The 23,396-nt window shown below is 65.6% G+C and carries 18 protein-coding genes and 2 pseudogenes; 14 read left to right on the plus strand and 6 right to left on the minus strand.

Features of this window, described 5'->3' with window-relative positions; translation table 11 throughout:
• Positions 1–102: 102 nt before the first annotated feature.
• Positions 103–1,395, minus strand: a complete 1,293-nt coding sequence (gbcA, locus tag MF6396_RS15560; RefSeq protein WP_078480829.1) for a glycine-betaine demethylase subunit GbcA — start codon at positions 1,393–1,395, stop codon at positions 103–105.
• 282 nt (positions 1,396–1,677) lie between these two features.
• Here gbcA and gbcB point away from each other — a divergent pair, with 282 nt between their 5' ends.
• On the plus strand, positions 1,678–2,778 hold the full coding sequence (gbcB, locus tag MF6396_RS15570; protein ID WP_043863626.1) for a glycine-betaine demethylase subunit GbcB: 1,101 nt from the start codon (positions 1,678–1,680) through the stop codon (positions 2,776–2,778).
• Here gbcB and MF6396_RS15575 read toward each other — a convergent pair.
• The 4 genes and pseudogenes from MF6396_RS15575 to MF6396_RS29490 form a co-directional block, all read right to left on the minus strand.
• The gene (locus MF6396_RS15575) at positions 2,775–3,620 is read right to left on the minus strand and encodes a nitrilase-related carbon-nitrogen hydrolase (RefSeq protein ID WP_078480831.1); all 846 of its coding nucleotides are present in this window, start codon (positions 3,618–3,620) and stop codon (positions 2,775–2,777) included. The genes gbcB and MF6396_RS15575 overlap by 4 nt on opposite strands.
• Positions 3,617–5,038, minus strand: a complete 1,422-nt coding sequence (locus tag MF6396_RS15580) for a purine-cytosine permease family protein (RefSeq protein WP_078480832.1) — start codon at positions 5,036–5,038, stop codon at positions 3,617–3,619. Before MF6396_RS15580 ends, MF6396_RS15575 begins: the two co-directional genes overlap by 4 nt.
• Positions 5,039–5,420: 382 nt before the next feature.
• On the minus strand, positions 5,421–6,293 hold the full coding sequence (locus tag MF6396_RS29485) for a methyl-accepting chemotaxis protein (protein WP_404940729.1): 873 nt from the start codon (positions 6,291–6,293) through the stop codon (positions 5,421–5,423).
• Positions 6,276–7,085 (minus strand): annotated as a pseudogene (locus MF6396_RS29490) (MCP four helix bundle domain-containing protein); the annotation flags it as partial. The pseudogene MF6396_RS29490 and the gene MF6396_RS29485, both read right to left, overlap by 18 nt.
• A gap of 239 nt (positions 7,086–7,324) precedes the next feature.
• On the opposite strand from MF6396_RS29490, the gene MF6396_RS15590 reads away from it, so the two are divergent.
• From MF6396_RS15590 to MF6396_RS29500, 4 genes and pseudogenes are all read left to right on the plus strand, one after another.
• A complete protein-coding gene (locus tag MF6396_RS15590; protein WP_043863630.1) occupies positions 7,325–7,555 on the plus strand; it encodes a hypothetical protein in 231 nt (76 codons plus the stop codon).
• Positions 7,552–7,854, plus strand: coding sequence for a cell division protein ZapA (locus tag MF6396_RS15595; protein ID WP_043863631.1), 303 nt, complete (start codon positions 7,552–7,554; stop codon positions 7,852–7,854). Before MF6396_RS15590 ends, MF6396_RS15595 begins: the two co-directional genes overlap by 4 nt.
• Before the next feature lie 204 nt (positions 7,855–8,058).
• Positions 8,059–9,090: pseudogene (locus tag MF6396_RS29495) on the plus strand (HAMP domain-containing protein); the annotation flags it as partial.
• Between the two features lie 132 nt (positions 9,091–9,222).
• On the plus strand, positions 9,223–9,951 hold the full coding sequence (locus tag MF6396_RS29500) for a methyl-accepting chemotaxis protein (protein WP_371917280.1): 729 nt from the start codon (positions 9,223–9,225) through the stop codon (positions 9,949–9,951).
• Between the two features lie 84 nt (positions 9,952–10,035).
• Here MF6396_RS29500 and MF6396_RS15605 read toward each other — a convergent pair whose 3' ends face one another.
• A complete protein-coding gene (locus MF6396_RS15605; protein ID WP_043863633.1) occupies positions 10,036–11,079 on the minus strand; it encodes a threonine aldolase family protein in 1,044 nt (347 codons plus the stop codon).
• A gap of 177 nt (positions 11,080–11,256) precedes the next feature.
• Here MF6396_RS15605 and glyA point away from each other — a divergent pair, with 177 nt between their 5' ends.
• The 9 genes from glyA to MF6396_RS15650 all read left to right on the plus strand — a co-directional run bounded on the left by glyA (position 11,257) and on the right by MF6396_RS15650 (position 23,364).
• Positions 11,257–12,510, plus strand: coding sequence for a serine hydroxymethyltransferase (gene glyA / locus MF6396_RS15610; RefSeq protein WP_054916001.1), 1,254 nt, complete (start codon positions 11,257–11,259; stop codon positions 12,508–12,510).
• A 15-nt stretch (positions 12,511–12,525) separates the two neighbouring features.
• Positions 12,526–13,776, plus strand: a complete 1,251-nt coding sequence (locus MF6396_RS15615; RefSeq protein ID WP_078480833.1) for a sarcosine oxidase subunit beta family protein — start codon at positions 12,526–12,528, stop codon at positions 13,774–13,776.
• A gap of 13 nt (positions 13,777–13,789) precedes the next feature.
• On the plus strand, positions 13,790–14,119 hold the full coding sequence (locus MF6396_RS15620; RefSeq protein WP_043863636.1) for a sarcosine oxidase subunit delta: 330 nt from the start codon (positions 13,790–13,792) through the stop codon (positions 14,117–14,119).
• Complete coding sequence (locus MF6396_RS15625) at positions 14,116–17,133, plus strand: sarcosine oxidase subunit alpha (RefSeq protein WP_078480835.1); 3,018 nt, start codon at positions 14,116–14,118, stop codon at positions 17,131–17,133. The genes MF6396_RS15620 and MF6396_RS15625 overlap by 4 nt, the downstream gene beginning before the upstream one ends.
• Positions 17,134–17,263: 130 nt before the next feature.
• Positions 17,264–17,896 (plus strand): sarcosine oxidase subunit gamma, encoded by a 633-nt coding sequence (locus tag MF6396_RS15630; RefSeq protein ID WP_078480836.1) that lies wholly within the window; start codon positions 17,264–17,266, stop codon positions 17,894–17,896.
• Entirely contained in the window at positions 17,893–18,750 is an 858-nt protein-coding gene (purU, locus tag MF6396_RS15635; protein WP_043863639.1) for a formyltetrahydrofolate deformylase, read from the plus strand. The genes MF6396_RS15630 and purU overlap by 4 nt, the downstream gene beginning before the upstream one ends.
• A gap of 124 nt (positions 18,751–18,874) precedes the next feature.
• Positions 18,875–20,074, plus strand: coding sequence for a formaldehyde dehydrogenase, glutathione-independent (gene fdhA / locus MF6396_RS15640; protein ID WP_043863640.1), 1,200 nt, complete (start codon positions 18,875–18,877; stop codon positions 20,072–20,074).
• 195 nt (positions 20,075–20,269) lie between these two features.
• Positions 20,270–22,624 (plus strand): glucose/quinate/shikimate family membrane-bound PQQ-dependent dehydrogenase, encoded by a 2,355-nt coding sequence (locus tag MF6396_RS15645; RefSeq protein WP_078480837.1) that lies wholly within the window; start codon positions 20,270–20,272, stop codon positions 22,622–22,624.
• Between the two features lie 173 nt (positions 22,625–22,797).
• Positions 22,798–23,364: a DUF2780 domain-containing protein gene (locus MF6396_RS15650; protein ID WP_043863642.1), complete on the plus strand. Its 567-nt coding sequence runs from the start codon at positions 22,798–22,800 to the stop codon at positions 23,362–23,364.
• Positions 23,365–23,396 lie beyond the last annotated feature (32 nt).

A 23,396-nucleotide genomic window follows, 5' to 3' on the forward strand; every position in this document is an offset into this window, starting at 1 on the left:
GCGGGGGTTGGTCAAAATTTGTACAGATTGTATGGGGTTCTTCGCCGGCAAGGCCGGCTCCTACAGTTGATGCGTAGGAGCCGGCCTTGCCGGCGAATGGGACTACTGCGCCGCCACACCTTTGAGATACGGCGCCGGCGCCGCGCCCAGGTTGCTCAGCATCCGCTCGCTGTACCAGTCCACGAAATTCACCACGCCAAACTCGTAGGTTTTCGAATACGGCCCCGGCTGGTACGCCGTCGAGTTGATGCCGCGCTGGTTCTCTTCGGCCAGGCGCCGGTCCTGGTCGTTGGTCGCGTCCCACACCTGGCGCATGCGTGCCGGGTCGTAGTCCACGCCCTCAACCGCATCCTTGTGCACCAGCCACTTGGTGGTGACCATGCTCTCCTGGGCACTGATCGGCCATACCGTGAACACGATGATGTGATCACCCATGCAGTGGTTCCACGAATGCGGCAGGTGCAGGATGCGCATCGAGCCCAGGTCGGGGTTCTGGATGCGCCCCATCAGTTTCTGGCAGCCCAGCTTGCCGTCCAGGGTCATCGACAGCGTGCCCTTGAGCAGGGGCATGCGCACGATACGGTTGCGCAGGCCGAAGCTGGCATGCGCATAGGGGATCTTCTCCGCGTCCCACGCCGCAGCGCTGGCCGCCACGTGATCCTTGAACGCCTGGTCGGCGCGCGGGTCGGTGACGTCGTCCCATTCGAGCAGGGTCTTGAGCAGCTCCGGGTGCGAGGCGTTGCAGTGGTAGCACTCGCGATTGTTCTCCAGCACCAGCTTCCAGTTGGCCTTTTCCATCAGGGTGGTCTGCACCGCCACCTTGGTGTTCTCCATGTCGTAGGGCTCCATGTAATGGGCCAGGGTGGTGAGGAAGTCATCGATGGCCGGCGGGTTGTCGGCCAGGCTGACGAAGATGTAGCCACCGGCGGTCTTCACGTTCACCGGCTTGAGACCGTACTGCTGCATGTCGAAGTCGTCGCCCATCTCGGTGCCGGCGAACAGCAGCCGCCCGTCCAGCTCGTAGGTCCACTGGTGGTAGTGGCACACCAGCTTGGCCACCTTGCCCTTGTCGCTGGTACACAGGCGCGAGCCACGGTGGCGGCACACGTTGTGGAAGGCATGCACCTTGCCCTCGGCACCGCGGATCACGATGATCGGGTTCTTGCCGATCTGCAGGGTCAGGTAGTTGCCCTTGGCCGGGATCTCGCAGGTCATGCCTGCAATCAGCCATTCCTTGTGGAAAATCTCCTGCATGTCGATCTGGAACAGCCGCTCATCGGTGTAGAAGGGTTGCGGCAGCGAGAAGGTGCGCTCGCGGGTCTGCAGCATGTCGGCGGTGGCCTTGCGTGCAGCGTCCAGTGGGTCGCCCAGGCTCAAGGTTGCGGTGACGTCCATCGTTCAGGTCCTCATGGCCCGTGCGGGCCGCGAAAGTGGCTAATCGTTCGTGTGGCGACGCAGGGCTCAGACAGCAGGTTGATGTGCGATGGAGTGTGCGTTCGCCCGCGCCGGCAACCATGCCCATGGGCGACATGGCCAGATCCGTTCCCGACGCGCGAGCCCTTGTGGGCGGGGGCTGGTCGCGATAAGTACGCCGATGTCGCGAACAGGAATGTGCGCCGCCTGCACCTTGCGCATCATCGTCGCCATAACAGGCCCCGATCGGCCGCGGAGACGAGCATGTCGAACAACTTCCTCAACCCGGTGACCACTCAGACCTGGGCCAACGGCCGGCATACCGTGCGCTGCGTCAAGGTCATTCAGGAAACCTGGGATGTGCGCACCTTCTGCTTCATGGCCGACCAGCCGATCCTGTTCTTCTTCAAGCCCGGGCAGTTCGTGACCCTGGAGCTGGAAATCGACGGTCAGCCGATCATGCGCTCGTACACCATCTCCAGCTCGCCCTCGGTGCCCTACAGCTTTTCGGTGACCATCAAGCGCGTACCCGGCGGCAAGGTTTCCAACTGGCTGCACGACACCCTGCATGAAGGCCAGGAGCTGGCCGTGCACGGGCCGGTGGGGTTGTTCAACGCGATGGACTTCCCCAGCCCCAGGGTGCTGTACCTGAGCGGCGGGGTGGGCATCACCCCGGTGATGTCCATGGCGCGCTGGTTCTATGACACCAATGCCAATGTCGACATGGTGTTCGTGCACAGCGCGCGTTCGCCCAAGGACATCATCTACCACCGCGAGCTGGAGCACATGGCCTCGCGGATCGACAACTTCAGCCTGCACATCATCTGCGAGAAGCATGGCCTGGGCGAGGCATGGGCCGGTTATCGCGGCTACCTGAACCAGAAGCTGATGGAGCTGATCGCGCCCGATTACCTGGAGCGCGAGATCTTCTGCTGCGGGCCTACGCCCTACATGAACGCGGTCAAGCGCATGCTCGAAGCCAGCGGCTATGACATGCAGCGCTACCATGAGGAGTCGTTCGGCGCCACGCCGCCCGAGGCCAAGGCCGATGCGGTAGAGAACGCCGAGCAGGCCGCCGAGGCCGCCGAAGTGGACGTGGCCGACCAGCACCAGGTGGAGTTCACCGCCAGCGGCAAGAGCATCCGCGTGGCGCCGGGCGAGACGGTGCATGCGGCAGCCGCCAAGCTCGGGCTGATGATCCCCAAGGCCTGCGGCATGGGTATCTGCGGCACCTGCAAGGTGCTCAAGCTGGGTGGCGAGGTGGACATGGAGCACAACGGCGGCATCACCGAGGACGACGAGGCCGAAGGCTATATCCTGTCGTGCTGCAGCGTGCCGCGTGGTGACGTGCGCATCGAGTTCTAGTCGCGCAGCAGCTCGTGGTACAGCGCAGGGCGCCGGTCGGCCAGCACGTGGTTGTGGTCGCTGATCTGCTTGTCCAGTGCCTGGCCCAGCCTGATGTCGGCCAGCAGCAGCTGCTTCTTGCCGACACGCTTGCCGCCCTTGAGCACATAGCCGTCGGCATCGGTGAGGGTCGAACCGCCCACCCAGCCAACCCCGCGCTCCTCGCCACAGCGGTCGCAGGCAATGACGAACAGCCGGTTGACCGAGGCGCTGGCCTGAACCCGGATGACCTCGGCCGGGCGCTGGAAGCCGGGCCGGGAGGTGTCCGGCCAGTTCACCGGTGCGCACAGCAGCTGGGCACCGCGCAGCGCCGCCAGGCGCACCCATTCGGGAAACTCCAGGTCGTAGCAGATCATCATGCCGATGCGCCCCAGGTGGGTGTCCACCACCGGCGGCGGCTCGCTGCCGGGGGTGAAGATCTGCGTTTCGCGGTCCCACAGGTGGGCCTTGCGGTAGAAGGTGCGTCGGCCGTCGGGCTCGATCAGCACCGAGCTGTTGGCCACCTGGCCGTCGGGCAGGCGCTCGCAGAAGCCGCCCACCACGATGATCTGGTACTTGGCGGCCTGCCGGGCCCAGGCCTCGAGGGTCGGCCCGTCACGGGGCTCGGATAGCGCGTGGGCCTCTTCGCGGTCGTAGAACGCGTAGCCGCTCTGCGCCAGCTCGGGCAGTACCAGCAGTTGCGCGCCGCGCTCGGCGGCCTCGGCGATGGCCACCCGGGTACGGTCGAGGTTGTAGCTTGGATTGGCAATGGTCGGCGCCAGCTGGTAGCACCCGACACGCACGGTTTGCGGGGATGGGGTCATGGCTGCGGCGCCTTGCGCTCGGCGACCGGGGGCGGCGGGGTGCCGGGCAGGTGGCGCATCAGGAGCCAGTACAGCAGGGCCGAAACGATGAAGCCGGGAACGAAGGCCAGGTCGGCGCCGGACAACGCCACCGCCACCGGCCCTTGCACGCCGGCCAGCGACACGAAGGGCAGCATCGCCAGCAGCCCCCCCAGGTAGGCCAGGATGCCGGCCCAGGCCCACTGGCCGTATTCGCCCGCCGGGTCGAACATGGCCGGGATCACGTAGTTGCCTTTGCGCAACAGGTAGTAGTCGGTGAGGTTGATTGCGCTCCAGGGCACCAGTACATACAGCATCAGTTGCAGGAACAGGTTGAAGCTGTCGAGGTAGCTGTCGGGCAACGCGATGGCGGTGAGGTACACCACCGCGCCAATGCCGCCCAGGCCCAGGGCGCGCCCGGCCAGCCCCGGCGCCAGCGGGCGAAACGCGGTGATCGCGCTGATGCCGGTCAGCAGCGCGCCGTAGCAGTTGACGGCCATGATGCCCACCAGCGCCGGCACCGCCATCAGGATCGCGAAGGTGCCGAAGCCGGGCAGGAAGCGGTTGCCAAGGTGTTGCAGGCTGCTGATGGCTTCGGGCGCCACCACTGCCGAGGCTACCAGTGCGCCCAGCGACATCAGCCACACCGCAGAGCCTGCGGCGCCCAGATAGGTCCATAGCACCACCTTGCGCGCCGAGGTGCTGGGCGGCAGGTAGCGCGAGTAGTCCGAGACATACACCGAGTAGCTGATCTGGTAGCCGGCGGCGGCCGACAGCTGGATGAGAAAGCCCGACCACGAAAACTGCAGCTGGCGCTGAACAGTGTCGGCCTCCAGCAACAGCAGCGCTGCCAGGGTGAGCAGGCCGAACACGCCGATCAGCAGGTAGGTGAGCCAGCGCTGCACGGTGTGCAGCAGGTCGTGCCCGACCACGGCGATCACCACGGCCACCGCGATCAGCAGTGCGTACCAGAAGGCATCGCTACCCGGCAGCACAGTGGTCAGTGCATCGGTGGCCAGGATCACGTTGAACACGTTGAAGCCGATGTACACGCACACCACCGCCATGAACGGCAGCACGGCGCCTCGCAGGCCGAACTGGGCACGGGACTGGATCATCTGTGGCAGGCCAAGGCGCGGGCCCTGGTTGGCATGCAGGGCCATGCACAGGGTGCCCAGGGCCACCCCGAGCAGGATCGCCAGCACCGCCTGCCAGGCGGCCAGACCCAGGGCGGGCCCGACGAAGCCGGTGACCATGGTGGTGAGTACGAAGTTGCCGGTGAACCAGAAGGGGCCCAGGTGCCAGGCCTTGCCGTGACGCTCGTCGAGGGGCACCGGGTGGATGGTACGGGTTTCTATCTTCAGGCCTGACGTTTCAGGTGCAGGTGCCGCATTGTTCATGGCGTTCCCAGGCATTCGGGCGAAAGTTTCAATGCTGATGAGGTTAGATGAAGCTGCAACTAACGGAACAACGACACACTTTCAGCGAGCGCGCAGGTACTTGCCTTAAAGTGTCTGTAATGTCCGATGTAGAGCCATTCTGATTTGTAAACTGGTATTTATGCCAGTCTGCAATGCGGGGAGGTTATTGCGAAAAGTTATCGTGCGGCGTGAGGTTTTTGATGCCGAAGTTAAAGTGCAGTGAATATTCCTACTTAATATTAGGAATAGTTTGTGAGCAACTTTAGATAAGTCTGACGAGATAGTGTTTTCGACGGCGAGCGGGGGCCGATCGAAAAAAACCGGGCGCCCGGCGCGCACTGCGCCGGGGCCCGGTGGCGACCTACACGCTGAAGCGTGCGACCAGGCCGTTCAGGCCCACCGCCAGGCGAGACAGTTCGGCACTCGCGGCGCTGGTCTGGTGCGCCCCGGTGGCCGACTGCACCGACAGGTCGTTGATGTTCACCAGGTTGCGGTCCACTTCGCGGGCCACCTGGGCCTGCTCTTCGGCGGCGCTGGCGATCACCAGGTTGCGTTCGTTGATTTCGGCCACCGCGGTGGTGATGGTCTCCAGCGACAGGCCGGCGCCGCGGGCGATGCTCAGGGTCGACTCGGCGCGTTCGGTGCTGTGGCGCATCGAGTTCACCGCCTGTTCGGTACCGCCCTGGATGCTGCCGATCATGCGCTCGATTTCGCTGGTCGACTGCTGGGTCCGGTGGGCCAGAGCGCGCACTTCGTCGGCGACCACGGCGAAGCCGCGCCCGGCTTCACCGGCACGCGCCGCCTCGATGGCGGCGTTGAGGGCCAGCAGGTTGGTCTGGTCGGCCAGGCCGCGGATCACATCGAGCACCTTGCCGATGTCACGCGACTCGCCGGCCAGGTTGCCGATCAGCTCGGCAGTACCCTGCACGTCGGCACTCATGCGCTCGATGGCGCTGACGGTCTCCATGACCAGGTCGCGACCGTCGCCGGCCGAGCGGGTGGCCTGCTTGGACGCCTCGGATGTGCTCACCGCGTTGCGTGCCACTTCTTCCACCGCGCTGGTCATCTCGGTGACGGCAGTGGCGGCCTGCTGGATCTCGTTGTTCTGCTGCTGCAGGCCGCGTGCGCTTTCGTCGGTGACTGCATTCAGCTCTTCGGCCGCCGAGGCCAGCTGGGTGGCGGAGCCGGCAATCTGCTGCAGGGTGTCGCGCAGCTTGTGCTGCATCTTGCCCATGGCGTGCAGCAGGCGCGCCGCTTCGTCGGTACCGGTGGTGTTGATCGGTTTGGTCAGGTTGCCATCGGCGATCAGCTCGGCCGCCTGCAGCGCTTCGTCGATCGGCTTGACGATGCTGCGGGTTAGCAGCAGCGCGCACAGCAGGGTCAGTGCGGTGGCGGCCACCAGCAGCACGATCACCAGGGTGAAGGCCGTGTCGTATTGCGTGGCGGCGGTCTGGTTGGTCACACGGGTCTGATCGGTGTTGATCTTGACCAGGCGATCGGTGACTGCGCTGATCTGCTCGGAGTTGTCGAGCAGGTCGTGGTTGATCAGGCTGCGCAGTGCTTCCACATCACCGGCCTGCGACAGGCTTACCATGCGGTTTTCGAGCTGGCGGTACTGGTTGAGCAGCTGCACGTACTGGTTGTACGCGCCCCGTTCCTCGTCGCCTTCGATCAGTGGCTCGTAGGCCCGGCGCGCTTCGTCGATCTGGGCATTGCGCTTGGCCAGCAGTTGCACGGTGTCCTGCAGGGTGGCGGCTTCGCGGTTGAGCAGCAGGCGGTAGGACAACGTGCGCAGGCGCAGGGTGAGTTGGGTGAGCTGGTCGAGGTTGGTGATGCTGGGCACGCTGATCTGTTCGATGGCTTCGCCGGCCTTGCGTATCTGCCCCATCTGGTTGAGGGCAAAGATGCCCAATGCAAGCATCAGGGCGCCGATCAGCGAAAAGCCCAGAAGTGCGCGCGGGGCGATGTTCATGTTACGTAATGACATGGTTTTATCCGGCAGGGAATAGGAATGCGCGCGGTCCATGCGTCGTGGGGCAACTCTTATTGCCTATCGGTCAAAGCAGGGCAGACTTGAGGGGGCATGTAACTAAATGTGAACCACCGGTCATTTTTTTTACCCCGGCATCCGACCAAGCGCTGGAACCGGTTGCCGATCGACGGGTCAATCTGCACCCGGTCGAGGCTCTGGCCCCGATATCCCTGGCGAGTGCGGTGAGATTTCTTTATCGTGTGCGCCCCCTGAAAAACCGTGAGAACGCAATCATGCTGGAAACATCCCTGAGTCAACTGGAGCAACTGGTCAACGACCTGGTGCAGAAGAACCTCGACCTGGCCGAGCGCAACGCGCAGCTGAGCGACGAACTGGCCCAGGCCAAGGACGAGAACGAAAGCCTGCAACTGAGCCTGATGGAGCAGGAAGAGAAGCAAGGTGCAACCGCCGCGCGTATCCAGGCGCTGGTTGAACGTGCCGGTGGCGGCGCCGTTACCGCATGAAGACCACCGCGCAGTCGATCAATGTCGTGTCGATAATGGGCAATGACTATTCGATCAAGGCCCCTGAAGGTCAGGAGCAGACCCTGGCGCAGGCGGTGCAGATGCTCAAGGCCTCCCTGGCCGATACCAAGCGCAAGTACCCGTCGCTGATCGGCGACAAGTTGCTGGTGCTGGCCGCCCTGAACCTGTGCTCGCAGCAGATCGAACTGCAACAGGCACATCAGGAAGCCCTCGACCGTTATCAAGAGCAAGTCAGCGCCACGGTCGACGTCATTGCCCGGACAATCGGCAACAGCTGATTTCCCCCTCGCGTGCATTCCCTCTTTACTGTGCTGGCTCACTGACCCCTGGGGGCAGTGAGCGGCCCGAGTGTGGCTGACTGCTAGCATTGTATTTTCTGTTGTATACAATTGGCCTGGTGTTTGCGGTACACGGCTGGTTTAACTCAGGGGAAATTCATGCAGTTCTGGCGGCGCAGTATCCAGTGGCAATTGATCGCAAGCATGGGCGCGGCCCTGGTGGCGAGCATTCTGATCGTGGTTGGTATCTACACCGTGGCGGTCAATCGACTGACCGAGCGCTACCTGGTGGAGACGGCGCTGCCGGCGAGTATCGAGGCCATGCGCAACGATATCGAGCGTATGTTGGGCCGGCCTCTGACGGCGGCGGCCGACATTGCCAACAACACCCTGTTGCGCGACTGGCTGGCAGCGGGGGAGCCCCCCGAACAGGCCGGTGCGTTCGTCGAGTACCTGGAGTCGGTGCGTGTGCACAACCAGGCGTTCACCGCGCTGTTCGCCGCCACGCGCAGCAATCACTACTACAACCAGGGCGGGCTGGATCGCACCTTGAGCCGCGACAACCCGAAGGACTCGTGGTTCTTCGGGTTCATCGACAGTGGCAAGCCGCGCCTGCTCAATATCGACACGGACATCAGCAGTGGCGACCTGGCGCTGTTCATCGACTTTCGGGTGGAAAAAGCCGGCCAGCTGGTGGGCATTGCCGGGCTGGGCCTGCGCATGACCGAGTTGTCCCAACTGATCCACGACTTCAGTTTCGGTGAGCGCGGCCGGGTGTTCCTGGTGCGCGGCGATGGCCTGATCCAGGTGCACCCGCAGTCCGAGTTCAGCGGCAAGCGCCAGTTGGCCGAGCAGATCGGCGAAGGCGCCGCCCAGCGTGCGTTGACCCCGCACGAGGGCCTGCAGCAGAGCCGCTTCGAGCGCGATGGCGAGACCTACCTGGCCCTGAGCCTGCCGCTGCGCGACCTGAACTGGACCCTGGTGGCCGAGGTGCCCGAGGCGCAGATCTACGCCCAGGTGAACCAGGCCGTGTGGCTCACCAGCCTGATCGGCGCGGCGGTGGCGTTGCTGTCGCTGCTGCTGGTGGTATGGCTGGCGCGCGGCATCGTGCGCCCGCTGCGCCGGGTGACCGGTGCGCTGACCGCGATTGCCCAGGGCGGTGGCGACCTGACCCAGCGCCTGGACGAGTCGCGGGCCGATGAACTGGGCGACCTGGCCCGGGGTTTCAATCGTTTTTTGGACAGCCAGCGCGACCTGATCGGCGAGGTGCTGCGCACCACCGAGCACCTGCGCAGCGCCGTGGGGCAGGTGAGCGCGGTGGTGGAGGACACCGCCGGGCGCTCCCATCGCCAGCAGGAGATGACCGAGATGGTGGCCACTGCCGTGCACCAGATGGGCCTCACCGTGCAGGACATCGCGCAGAATGCCGGCCAGGCCGCGCACGCCTCGCAGACCGCGCGCACCGAAGCGTTGCAGGCGCGCGAGGTGGTGCAGCGCTCGATTGCGCACATCGAAGGCATGTCGGGCGAGATCGGCGTGGCGGCCAGTGCGGTTGGCCAACTGGCACAGGAGGTGGCGTCCATCGACGAGGTGCTGGCGGTGATCCGCAGCATTTCCGAGCAGACCAACCTGCTGGCGTTGAACGCGGCGATCGAGGCGGCGCGGGCCGGGGAGATGGGCCGTGGCTTCGCTGTGGTGGCCGACGAGGTACGTACCCTGGCCCAGCGCACCCAGGTGTCCACCGACGAGGTGCAGCAGATGATCCAGCGCCTCAAGCAGGGGGCGGGCAGCGCGGTGGCGTCGATGCAGGCGGGGCAGGCGGCGACCGGCACCGGCGTGGCGTCGAGCCAGCAGACCGGAGCGTCGTTGACCACCATTACCGGGCAGGTGGAACACATCACCGACATGAACCTGCAGGTGGCCACGGCCACCGAGGAGCAGTCGGCGGTGACCGAGGAGATCAACCGCAACGTGCAGGGGATTTCCGACCTGGCGCGCCAGACGGTGGCGCAGGTGGAGGCGTGTCGGGTGGATTGCCAGGCGTTGCGCGGGCTGGCTGATGACCTGGCGCGGCAGATGGGTGGGTTCAGGCTCTAGATCAGAATGATTGCTTCGCCGGCAAGGCCGGCTCCTACAGGTTGGCGGTGTCTGTAGGAGCCGGCCTTGCCGGCGAAGGGGCCATCAGCGACCCAGCGTTACCGCACGAATATCCGCCGCCAGCTCGCGCACCCGTGCCTCGTCGGTATCCCACGAGCACATGAACCGTGCGCCGCCGCTGCCGATGAAGGTGTAGAACCGCCAGCCCTTGGCGCGCAGCGCTTCCAGTGCCGGCTCCGGCATCTGCAGAAACACCCCGTTGGCTTCTACCGGGAACATCAACTGCACCGCCGGGATGTCCGCCACCAGCCCGCTGAGCAACTGCGCGCAGTGGTTGGCGTGCTGCGCATGGCGCAGCCACGCACCGTCTTCGAGCAACCCCACCCACGGCGCCGACAGAAAGCGCATCTTCGACGCCAGCTGCCCGGCCTGCTTGCAGCGGTAGTCGAAGTCTTCGGCCAGCTTGCGGTTGAAGAACAGGATCGCCTCGCCCACCGCCATGCCGTTCTTGGTGCCGCCAAAGCACAGCACGTCGATGCCGGCCTTCCAGGTCAGTTCGGCCGGCGAGCAGCCCAGGAACGCGCAGGCATTGCTGAAGCGCGCGCCGTCCATGTGCAGGTTCAGGCCCAGCTCCTTGCAGGTGGCGCTGATCGCCTTGAGCTCTTCGGGCCGATACACGCTGCCCACTTCGGTGGCCTGGGTGATGGTTACCACGCGTGGCTTGGGGTAGTGGATGTCTTGGCGCTTGAGCGCCACTTCGCGGATGGACTCGGGCGTGAGCTTGCCGTTTTCGCTGCGGGCGGTGAGCAGCTTGGAGCCGTTGGAGAAGAACTCCGGCGCGCCGCATTCGTCGGTCTCGACGTGGGCGGTCTCGGAGCAGATCACGCTGTGGTAGCTCTGGCACAGGGACGACAGGGCCAGGGAGTTGGCGGCGGTGCCGTTGAAGGCGAAGAACACCTCGCAGTCGGTCTCGAACAGTTTGCGAAAGTGGTCGGAGGCCTTGGCGGTCCACTGGTCGTCGCCGTAGGCGCGTTCGTGGCCCTGGTTGGCCTTGTCCATCGCCGCCCAGGCTTCGGGGCAGATGCCGGAATAGTTGTCGCTGGCAAATTGCTGGCTTTGTTCTGTCATTGCACTGTCCTGTGGTCGACGCAGGCAAGCACTCTAAACCAACTATCAAATCGCCGACTACAAGGGCCATGTCGTAAACGCACCTTTGCGTGGCGTGCGCAGGCATCTGGACGGCCCGCGCCAGCCCTACCATCGCAGCCAAAGGGCGCTGTCCATGCCACTGCCGGGAGAGATGCGATGTTCACCAAGCACGACCAGATCCAGGGTTACGACGATGCACTGCTGGCGGCGATCAACGCCGAGGAACAGCGCCAGGAAGACCACATCGAACTGATCGCCTCGGAAAACTACACCAGCAAGCGCGTGATGCAGGCCCAGGGCAGCGGCCTGACCAACAAGTACGCCGAAGGCTACCCGGGCAAGCGCTACTACGGCGGCTGCGAGCACGTGGACAAGGTCGAGCAACTGGCCATCGATCGTGCCAGGCAGCTGTTCGGCGCCGACTATGCCAACGTCCAGCCGCACTCCGGCAGCCAGGCCAACGCCGCGGTGTACCTGGCCCTGCTGCAGGCCGGCGACACCGTGCTGGGCATGAGCCTGGCCCACGGCGGCCACCTCACCCACGGTGCCAAGGTCAGTTTCAGCGGCAAGCTGTACAACGCCGTGCAATACGGCATCGATACCCGCACCGGCCTGATCGACTACGACGAGGTCGAGCGCCTGGCCGTCGAGCACCAGCCGAAGATGATCATTGCCGGTTTTTCGGCCTACAGCAAAACCCTCGATTTCCCACGCTTTCGCCAGATCGCCGACAAGGTCGGCGCCTACCTGTTCGTCGACATGGCCCACGTCGCCGGGCTGGTCGCGGCGGGCCTGTATCCCAACCCGCTGCCCTATGCCGACGTGGTCACCACCACCACCCACAAGACCCTGCGTGGCCCGCGTGGCGGGCTGATCCTGGCCAGGGCCAACGAAGCGCTGGAAAAGAAACTCAACGCCGCGGTGTTCCCCGGCGGGCAGGGCGGCCCGCTGATGCATGTGATCGCGGCCAAGGCGGTGTGCTTCAAGGAGGCCCTGGAGCCCGGCTTCAAGGCTTACCAGCAACAGGTGATCGACAACGCCCGGGCGATGGCTGCGGTGTTCATCGAGCGTGGTTTCGACGTGGTGTCCGGTGGCACCGACAACCACCTGTTCCTGGTCAGCCTGATCCGCCAGGGCCTGACCGGCAAGGACGCCGATGCCGCCCTGGGGCGCGCCCACATCACCGTCAACAAGAACGCCGTGCCCAACGACCCGCAGTCGCCGTTCGTCACCTCGGGCCTGCGCATCGGCACCCCGGCCGTCACCAGCCGTGGCTTCAAGGTGGCCCAGTGCACGGAGCTGGCCGGCTGGATCTGCGACATCCTCGACCACCTGGGCGATGCCGATGTCGAGGCCGACGTGGCCAGGAGCGTGTCGGCACTGTGTGCGGATTTTCCGGTTTACCGCTGAGTGGAGTAACAGACCATGCAACGCTATTCGGGCTTCGGCCTTTTCAAGCACTCGCTCAGCCACCACGAGAACTGGCAGCGCATGTGGCGCACGCCCACCCCGAAGAAGGTCTACGACGTGGTCATCGTCGGCGGCGGCGGGCACGGCCTGGCCACCGCCTACTACCTGGCCAAGGTGCACGGCATCACCAATGTGGCGGTGGTCGAGAAGGGCTGGCTGGGCGGCGGCAACACCGCGCGCAACACCACCATCGTGCGCTCCAACTACCTGTGGGACGAGTCGGCGCACCTCTATGAGCACGCGATGAAGCTCTGGGAGGGGTTGTCCCAGGACATCAACTACAACGTCATGTTCTCCCAGCGCGGGGTCTACAACCTGTGCCACACGCTGCAGGACATGCGCGACTCCGAGCGCCGGGTCAGCGCCAACCGGCTCAACGGCGTGGACGGCGAACTGCTGAACAGCAAGCAGGTGGCCGACGAGATTCCGCACCTGGACTGCTCCAGGAACACCCGTTATCCGGTTCTCGGCGCCACCGTGCAGCGCCGCGGCGGCGTGGCGCGTCACGATGCCGTGGCCTGGGGCTATGCGCGTGCCGCCGATGCCCTGGGCGTGGACCTGATCCAGCAGACCGAGGTGATCGGCTTTCGCAAGGAAAACGGCGCGGTGGTCGGCGTCGAGACCAACAAGGGCTTCATCGGTGCGCGGCGCGTGGGCGTGGTCACCGCCGGCAACTCCGGGCACATGGCCAGGCTGGCCGGCTTTCGCCTGCCCATCGAGTCGCACCCGCTGCAGGCACTGGTGTCCGAGCCGCTCAAGCCGATCATCGACAGCGTGATCATGTCCAACGCGGTGCACGGCTACATCAGCCAGTCGGACAAGGGCGACCTGGTGATCGGCGCCGGCATCGATGGCTGGGTGGGCTACGGCCAGCGCGGTTCGTACCCGGTGATCGAACATACCCTGCAGGCCATCGTCGAGATGTTCCCGATCCTGTCGCGGGTGCGCATGAACCGCCAGTGGGGCGGCATCGTCGACACCACCCCGGACGCCTGCCCGATCATCTCCAAGACCCCGGTGGCGAACATGTTCTTCAACTGCGGCTGGGGCACTGGCGGTTTCAAGGCCACGCCGGGCTCGGGCCACGTGTTCGCCGCGAGCCTGGCCACCGGCGAGATGCATACACTGGCCAAGCCGTTTTCCATCGACCGTTTCCATAACGGCGCCCTGATCGACGAGCACGGCGCTGCCGCTGTCGCCCACTAACAGGAGACACTCCATGTTGCACATCTTCTGTCCCCACTGCGGCGAACTGCGCTCCGAGGAAGAATTCCATGCCGCCGGCCAGGCGCACATTCCGCGCCCGCTGGACCCGAATGCCTGCACCGACGAGCAGTGGGGCGACTACCTGTTCTTTCGTGACAACCCGCGCGGCCTGCACCACGAGCTGTGGATCCATGCCGCGGGCTGCCGCCAGTACTTCAACGCCACCCGCGACACCGTGACCTACGAGATTCTCGAAACCTATCCGATTGGTGCCAGGCCCCAGGCGCGCGCCCAGGAAAACGTCCCGCAGCTGGCTGTCACCGGCCAGGGAGAAAAGGTATGAGCCAGCGCTATCGTCTGCCCAACGGCGGTCGTATCGACCGCAGCCAGGTCCTCGACTTCACCTTCAACGGCCAGCGCTACCAGGGCTACCAGGGCGACACCCTGGCCGCCGCGCTGCTGGCCAATGGCGTCGACATCGTGGGGCGCAGCTTCAAGTACTCGCGCCCACGCGGCATCATCGCCGCCGGCAGCGAAGAGCCCAACGCGATCCTGCAGATCGGTGCCAGCGAGGCCACCCAGATACCCAACGTGCGCGCTACCCAGCAGGCGCTGTACGCCGGCCTGGTGGCCACCAGCACCAACGGCTGGCCCAGCGTGAACACCGACGTGATGGGCATCCTCGGCAAGGTCGGCGGCAAGCTGATGCCGCCGGGGTTCTACTACAAGACGTTCATGTACCCGCAGTCGTTCTGGATGACCTACGAGAAGTACATCCGCAAGGCCGCGGGCCTGGGCCGTTCGCCGCTGGAAAACGACCCGGACAGCTACGACTACATGAACCACCACTGCGATGTGCTGGTGGTGGGCGCAGGCCCCGCCGGGCTGGCTGCGGCACTGGCGGCCGGGCGCAGCGGGGCGCGGGTGATCCTGGCCGACGAGCAGGAGGAGTTCGGCGGCAGCCTGCTCGATACCCGCGAAACCCTCGACGGCCAGCCCGCCGCCGAGTGGGTGGCCAAGGTGATCGACGAGCTGCAGGGCATGCCCGAGGTCACCTTGCTGGCGCGGGCCACGGTCAACGGCTACCACGACCACAACTTCCTCACGATCCACCAGCGCCTCACCGATCACCTGGGCGACCGCGCACCCATCGGCCAGGTGCGCCAGCGCATGCACCGTGTGCGCGCCGGGCGTGTGGTGCTGGCCACCGGTGCCCACGAGCGGCCGCTGGTGTACGGCAACAACGATGTGCCGGGCAACATGCTCGCCGGCGCGGTATCTACCTACGTGCGCCGTTATGGCGTGGCGCCGGGGCGCAAGCTGGTGCTGTCGACCAACAACGATCACGCCTATCGCGTGGCGCTGGACTGGCACGACGCCGGGCTCAAGGTGGTCGCGGTCGCCGATGCGCGGCACAACCCGCGGGGCTCGCTGGTGGAGGAGGCACGTGCCAAGGGCATTCGCATCCTCACCTCCAGCGCGGTGATCGAGGCGCGCGGCAGCAAGCATGTGACGGCAGCGCGGGTGGCAGCCATCGACGTGGCCGCACACCAGGTCACCAGCCCCGGCGAATGGCTGGACTGCGACCTGGTGGCGACATCGGGCGGCTACAGCCCGGTGGTGCACCTGGCTTCGCACCTGGGCGGCAAGCCGCTGTGGCGCGACGACATTCTCGGCTTCGTGCCCGGCGACGCGCCGCAGAAGCGCGTGTGCGTGGGGGGCGTCAATGGCGTGTTCGCCCTGGGCGATGCGCTGGCCGACGGTTTCGAAGGCGGCGTGCGTGCGGCCACCGAGGTCGGTTTCAAGGCAGTGGAGGGCGTCCTGCCCAAGGTGCTGGTGCGTCCGGAGGAGCCCACCGTGGCGCTGTTCCAGGTGCCCCATGACCGCAACACTGCGCGGGCACCCAAGCAGTTCGTCGACCAGCAGAACGATGTGACTGCGGCCGCCATCGAACTGGCCACCCGCGAAGGCTTCGAGTCGGTGGAGCACGTCAAGCGCTACACCGCGCTGGGGTTCGGCACCGACCAGGGCAAGCTGGGCAACATCAACGGGCTGGCGATCGCCGCACGCTCGCTGGGCATCGGCATTGCGCAGATGGGCACCACCATGTTTCGCCCCAACTACACGCCGGTGACCTTCGGCGCGGTGGCCGGGCGCCATTGCGGCCACCTGTTCGAGCCGGTGCGCTTCACCGCGCTGCATGCCTGGCATGTGAAGAACGGCGCCGAGTTCGAGGACGTCGGCCAGTGGAAGCGCCCGTGGTATTTCCCCCGCGGCGGCGAAGACCTGCAGGCGGCGGTGGCCCGTGAATGCAAGGCGGTGCGCGACAGCGTCGGCCTGCTGGATGCCTCGACCCTGGGCAAGATCGACATCCAGGGCCCGGACGCCCGTGAGTTCCTCAACCGCATCTACACCAACGCCTGGACCAAGCTCGACGTGGGCAAGGCGCGCTACGGCCTGATGTGCAAGGAAGACGGCATGGTCTTCGACGATGGCGTGACCGCGTGCCTGGGCGACAACCACTTCCTGATGACCACCACCACCGGCGGCGCGGCGCGGGTGCTGCAATGGCTGGAGATCTACCAGCAGACCGAATGGCCGGAGCTGAAGGTGTACTTCACCTCCGTCACCGACCACTGGGCCACGCTGACCCTGTCGGGGCCCAACAGCCGCAAGCTGCTGGCTGAAGTGACCGACATCGACCTGGACAGGGACGCCTTCCCGTTCATGAGCTGGAAGGAGGGCCTGGTGGGCGGGGTGCCGGCGCGGGTGTTCCGCATCTCGTTCACCGGCGAGCTGTCGTATGAAGTGAACGTGCAGGCCAATTACGCGATGGGCGTGCTGGAGCAGATCGTCGCCGCCGGCAAGCCGTACAACCTCACCCCCTATGGCACCGAGACCATGCACGTGCTGCGCGCCGAGAAGGGTTTCATCATTGTCGGCCAGGACACCGACGGCTCGATGACCCCGGACGACCTGAACATGGGTTGGTGCGTGGGGCGCACCAAGCCGTTCTCGTGGATCGGCTGGCGCGGCATGAACCGGGAAGACTGCGTGCGCGAGAACCGCAAGCAGCTGGTGGGGCTCAAGCCGGTGGACCCGAGCCAGTGGTTGCCCGAGGGCGCGCAGCTGGTGCTGGACCCCAAACAGCCGATTCCGATGGACATGGTGGGGCACGTGACCTCGAGCTACGCGAGCAACTCGCTGGGCTATTCGTTTGCCATGGGGGTGGTCAAGGGCGGGCTCAAACGCATGGGCGAGCGGGTGTTTTCGCCGCAGGCCGATGGCAGCGTGATCGAGGCCGAGATCTGCGCCTCGGTGTTCTTTGATCCGAAGGGTGAGCGGCAGAACATCTGATGGTTGCAGGAGCAGCCTTGCTGGCGAAGCGACCACCGCGCATCGGGTTGCAACCGGGTCGCGGGCTTCGCCGGCAAGGCCGGCTCCTACAAAGAGATCACAGCACTACTGAATTCAAGGCAGGTATGTAATGAGCGCAATCAACGTCTACCCGCAACGCCCCGAGACTGATGCCAGGGCCGAATCACCCCTGCATCACGCCGACCTGCCCAGCCTGGTCGGCAAGGGCCGCAAGAACCCCGGCGTGACCCTGCGCGAGAAGAAGTTCCTCGGCCACCTGACCCTGCGCGGCAACGCTCACGACCCGGCTTTCGTCAGCGGCGTGCAACATGCGCTGGGCCTGGAACTGCCGGTCGCACTCACCGTGGTCGCCAGCGGCGAGACCTCGCTGCAGTGGATGGGCCCCGACGAGTGGCTGCTGATCGTGCCCGGTGGCGAGGAGCTGGCCGCCGAGCAGAAGCTGCGCGAAGCCCTCGACGGGCAACACATCCAGGTGGTCAACGTCAGCGGCGGACAGACCCTGCTCGAACTGAGCGGGCCCAGGGTGCGCGAGGTGCTGATGAAGTCCACCAGCTACGACGTGCACCCCAACAACTTCCCGGTGGGCAAGGCGGTGGGCACGGTGTTCGCCAAGTCGCAGCTGGTGATCCGGCGCACCGGCGAGGACACCTGGGAGCTGCTGGTCCGGCGCAGCTTCAGTGACTACTGGTGGCTGTGGCTGCAGGATGCCTGCGCCGAACATGGCCTGAGCATCGCCTCATGAGCCGTGCGCCGGACACCTGGATCCTTACCGCCGACTGCCCCAGCCTGCTGGGTACGGTGGACGCGGTGACGCGCTACCTGTACGAGCAGCAGTGCTACGTCACCGAGCATCATTCGTTCGATGACCGGCTGTCGGCGCGGTTCTTCATACGGGTGGAGTTTCGCCAGCCCGAGGCATTCGACGAGCAGGCCTTTCGCGCAGGCCTGGCCGCCCGTGGCGAAGCGTTCGGCATGACCTTCGAGCTGACTGCGCCCAGGCACCGGCCCAAGGTGGTGATCATGGTGTCCAAGGCCGATCATTGCCTCAACGACCTGCTGTACCGCCAGCGCATCGGCCAGTTGGCGATGGACGTGGTGGCGGTGATTTCCAACCACCCGGACCTGGAGCCGCTGGCGCACTGGCACCGCATCCCCTATTACCACTTTGCCCTCGACCCGCAGGACAAGCCGGCGCAGGAGCGCAAGGTGCTGCAGGTGATCGAGGCGTCCGGCGCCGAGCTGGTGATCCTTGCGCGCTACATGCAGGTGCTGTCGCCGGAGCTGTGCCGACGCCTGGATGGCTGGGCGATCAACATCCATCACTCGCTGCTGCCGGGGTTCAAGGGCGCCAAGCCGTATCACCAGGCCTACAACAAGGGCGTGAAGCTGGTGGGGGCCACGGCGCATTACATCAACAACGACCTGGACGAGGGCCCGATCATTGCCCAGGGCGTGGAAGCCGTGGATCACAGCCACTACCCTGAAGACCTGATTGCCCGCGGGCGCGATATCGAATGCCTGACGTTGGCGCGGGCGGTGGGGTATCACATCGAGCGGCGGGTGTTTTTGAACGCCAATCGCACGGTGGTGCTGTAGCGGGCGTATCGCGGGTCAAGCCCGCTCCGACAGGGACTGTGGGAGCGGGCTTGACCCGCGATGAGGCCCGAAAGACGGACAGAACATTCAGCGCGACATAACAACAATCGAGCGAGGTGAAAGCATGTCTGGCAATCGTGGTGTGGTGTACCTGGGCGCAGGCAAGGTCGAGGTGCAAACAATCCCCTATCCCAAAATGCAGGACCCACGTGGGCGCAAGATCGAACACGGCGTGATCCTGCGGGTGGTCTCCACCAATATCTGCGGCTCCGACCAGCACATGGTGCGCGGTCGTACCACCGCCCAGACCGGCCTGGTGCTGGGGCACGAAATCACCGGCGAGGTCATCGAGAAAGGCCGTGACGTCGAGAACCTGCAACTGGGCGACCTGGTCTCGGTGCCGTTCAACGTGGCCTGCGGGCGCTGCCGCTCGTGCAAGGAACAACACACCGGCGTGTGCCTGAGCGTCAACCCGGCCCGCGCCGGCGGCGCCTACGGCTATGTCGACATGGGCGACTGGACCGGCGGGCAGGCCGAGTATGTGCTGGTGCCCTACGCCGACTTCAACCTGCTCAAGCTGCCCGACCGCGACAAGGCCATGGAGAAGATCCGCGACCTGACCTGCCTCTCCGACATCCTGCCCACCGGCTACCACGGTGCGGTCACCGCAGGTGTCGGCCCCGGCAGCACGGTGTACGTGGCCGGTGCCGGCCCGGTCGGCCTGGCCGCTGCCGCCTCGGCGCGGCTGCTGGGTGCGGCGGTGGTGATCATCGGTGATGTGAACCCGGTACGTCTGGCCCATGCCAAGGCCCAGGGCTTCGAGGTCGCCGACCTGTCCCAGGACACCCCGCTGCACGAACAGATCGCCAACCTGCTGGGCGAGCCGGAGGTGGACTGCGCGGTCGATGCGGTGGGCTTCGAGGCCCGTGGCCACGGGCATGCCGGGGCCCAGCACGAAGCGCCGGCCACGGTGCTCAACTCGCTGATGGGGGTGGTGCGGGTCGCCGGCAAGATCGGCATCCCCGGCCTGTACGTGACCGAAGACCCGGGCGCGGTGGATGCCGCAGCCAAGATGGGCAGCCTGAGCATCCGTTTCGGCCTGGGCTGGGCCAAGTCCCACAGCTTCCACACCGGGCAGACCCCGGTGATGAAGTACAACCGCGCCCTGATGCAGGCCATCATGTGGGACCGCATCAACATCGCCGAGGTGGTCGGCGTGCAGGTCATCAGCCTGGATCAGGCGCCCGAGGGCTACGGCGAGTTCGATGCCGGCGTGCCGAAGAAATTCGTGATCGACCCGCACACGCTGTTCAGCGCAGCGTAAGACCAATGTCTACCCGGTTTCAGGCCCCTGAAGCCGGGCTGACAGACAAATTGTCGCAGTAGCCCGCAATTTTTTGTTACCCTTAAACGTACTAACTGGTTAACAAGCAAGCTACCTAAATGCGCCGACTATGCTCGGGATTGGGTCGGCCAACTGTTGACGGTGGTTTTTCACTACGTTTAGGACGGTAATCACATGAACGAACAGGCAGGTGCTCCGGGCACCGCAAAGTGGCTGCTGGGAGGTCTGGGCATCCTGATCGCCCTGATCGGCCTGGTGCTGGCAGGGGGCGGTGCGTACCTGAGCAGCCTCGGTGGTAGCTGGTACTTCCTTCTGATGGGCCTGGCGATGCTGGTCAGCGGTGTGCTGATCGCGCGGCGCAAGCCGTTGGGCGCCTGGCTGTACGCGGTGGCCCTGGTACTCACCGCGATCTGGGCGGTGTGGGATGCCGGCCTGGACTTCTGGCCGCTGGTCTCGCGGGTACTGACCTTTGCCGTGATCGGCCTGGTCATCGCGCTGGTGTTCCCGAGCCTGCAACGCGCCGACGGTCGTGCGGCCGGGCGTGGCGCGTTCGCGGTGGCCGGTGTGCTGGCCGTTGGCGTGGTCGCCACCCTGGGCTACATGTTCGTACCCACCCACGTGGTCACCGCCAGCAGCGAGCCTGCGGTGCAGCCGGTCAAGCCGGGCACCGAGCAGAAGGACTGGGCGCACTGGGGCAACACCACCGCCGGCAACCGCTTTGCCGCGCTGGACCAGATCAACAAGGGCAACGTCGACAAGCTGCAGGTGGCTTGGACCTTCCATACCGGTGACGTGCCGCAAAGCACCGGCGCCGGTGCCGAAGACCAGAACACGCCGCTGCAGATCGGCGACACCCTGTATTCCTGCACCGCCTACGGCAAGGTCTTCGCCCTGGACGTGGACACCGGCAAGCAGCGCTGGATGTTCGACCCCAAGGGCAGCGCGCCGAACTGGCAGCGTTGCCGTGGCCTGGGCTACTCCGAAACCCCGCTGGCCGCCGACGCCGGCCCGCAGGCCTGCGCCAAGCGCCTGTTCCTGCCCACCGGCGATGCCCGCCTGATCGCGATCAACGCCGAAAACGGCGAAGCATGTGCCGACTTTGGCGATAACGGCGTGGTCGACCTGAACGTCGACATGGGCGAGATCAAGCCGGGCTATTACCAGCAGACCTCCACCCCGCTGGTGGCCGGTGATGTGGTGATCGTCGGTGGCCGCGTGGCCGACAACTTCTCCACCGGCGAACCGCCGGGCGTGGTGCGTGCCTATGACGTGCGTACCGGCGAGCTGGCCTGGGCCTGGGACCCGGGCAACCCGAACATCACCAAGCGTCCGCCCGAAGGCCAGACCTACACCCGTGGCACGCCCAACGTGTGGTCGGCGATGTCCTATGACGCCAAGCTGGGCCTGGTGTACCTGCCGACCGGCAACGCCACCCCGGACTTCTTCGCCGGCACCCGTACCGAACTGGACGACAAGTACAGCTCCTCGATCGTGGCGCTGGACGTGAAGAACGGTCAGGTGCGCTGGCACTTCCAGACCACCCACCACGACCTGTGGGACTTCGACCTGCCGGCCCAGCCGCTGCTGTACGACATCCCGGATGACAAGGGTGGCGTGCAACCGGCGCTGGCCCAGGTGACCAAGCAGGGCGAGATCTTCGTGATCAACCGTGAAACCGGCGTGCCGATTGCCAAGGTCGAAGAGAAGCCGGTGCCCCAGGGCAACGTGCCGGGCGAGCGTTATTCGCCGACCCAGCCGTTCTCGGTAGAGATGCCGTCGATCGGCAACCAGACCCTGAAAGAGTCGGACATGTGGGGCGCGACCCCGTTCGACCAACTGCTGTGCCGCATCTCGTTCAAGGGCATGCGCCACGAGGGTGTGTACACCCCGCCAGGGCTGGACCCGGCGTTGCAGTTCCCCGGGTCGCTGGGTGGCATGAACTGGGGTAGCGTGTCGGTCGACCCGACCAGCAACTACATGTTCGTCAACGACATGCGTCTGGGCCTGGCCAACTACATGATCCCGCGTGCAGACATTCCCAAAGGTGCCAGCGGCATCGAGATGGGTGTGGTGCCGCAGGACGGTACGCCGTATGGCGCGATGCGCCAGCGCTTCCTGTCCGCGGCCGGTATTCCGTGCCAGAGGCCGCCGTTCGGCACCATGTCGGCCATCGACCTGAAGACCAGGAAACTGATGTGGCAGGTGCCGGTCGGTACCGTGCAGGACACCGGGCCGCTGGGCATCCGCATGCACCTGCCGATCCCGATCGGCATGCCGACCCTGGGCGCTTCGCTGTCGACCCAGTCGGGCCTGCTGTTCTTTGCCGGCACCCAGGACTTCTACCTGCGTGCGTTCGACTCGGGCAACGGCAACGAGATCTGGAAGGCGCGTCTGCCGGTGGGCAGCCAGTCGGGGCCGATGACCTACGTGTCGCCCAAGACCGGCAAGCAATACATCCTGATCAGTGCTGGCGGTGCGCGTCAGTCGCCGGATCGGGGTGATTACGTGATTGCGTACGCCTTGCCCTAGGGCGGGTTGCCATTCTGTTGCAGGAGCCAGCCTTGCTGGCGAAAGCGGCCACCGCGTACCCCTGGATATCGCGGTGCTGCTTTCGCCGGCAAGGCCGGCTCCTACAGGCGATGACGGCGGAACATTCGCCGCAGATACGGGTCGAAACCTCGCTTTCCTACGAGGTCCGCCCCATGAAACGTTTCGCACTGCTCTCCCTGCTGGCACTCGCCACCACCTCGGCTCTGGCCTTCAATCTCAACGATGCCGCCAACGCCGTATCTGCCATGCAAGGCAACAAACAGCAGGACGCTGCCGTTCAAGCCCCGGCCCCCTCGGCCAACCTGCTCAATACCCTGGGCGACCAACTCGATATCACCCCCGAACAGGCCATCGGTGGCACCGGCGCGCTGCTGGGCCTGGCCAGGCATCAGCTCAGCAGCAGCGACTACTCGCAACTGAGCAAGGCCGTGCCCGGCCTTGACCTGCTGTCCGGCGACAATGCCCTGGGCGGCCTCAGCGGCCTGGGCGAGCTGCTCGGCAAGAGCGGCAATTCCTCGGCCCTGAGCAACGCACTGGGCAACGTCAAGGACACCGACGACCTGAACAACGCCTTCGGCGCCCTGGGCATGAACACCGGCATGATCGCCCAGTTCGCCCCGCTGATCCTGCAGTACCTGGGCCAGCAGGGCGTGGCTGGTTCGCTGCTGCAGAGCCTGGGCGGCATCTGGGGCACCCCGGCCGCCGTGCCTTCGGTGTAAGCCGGCGGTTTGCCGAGGCGGGGCGGTGTGGT

It is taken from the genome of Pseudomonas sp. MF6396, from assembly GCF_002018915.1.
In the GTDB taxonomy this organism is placed as follows: Bacteria; Pseudomonadota; Gammaproteobacteria; order Pseudomonadales; family Pseudomonadaceae; genus Aquipseudomonas; species Aquipseudomonas palmensis.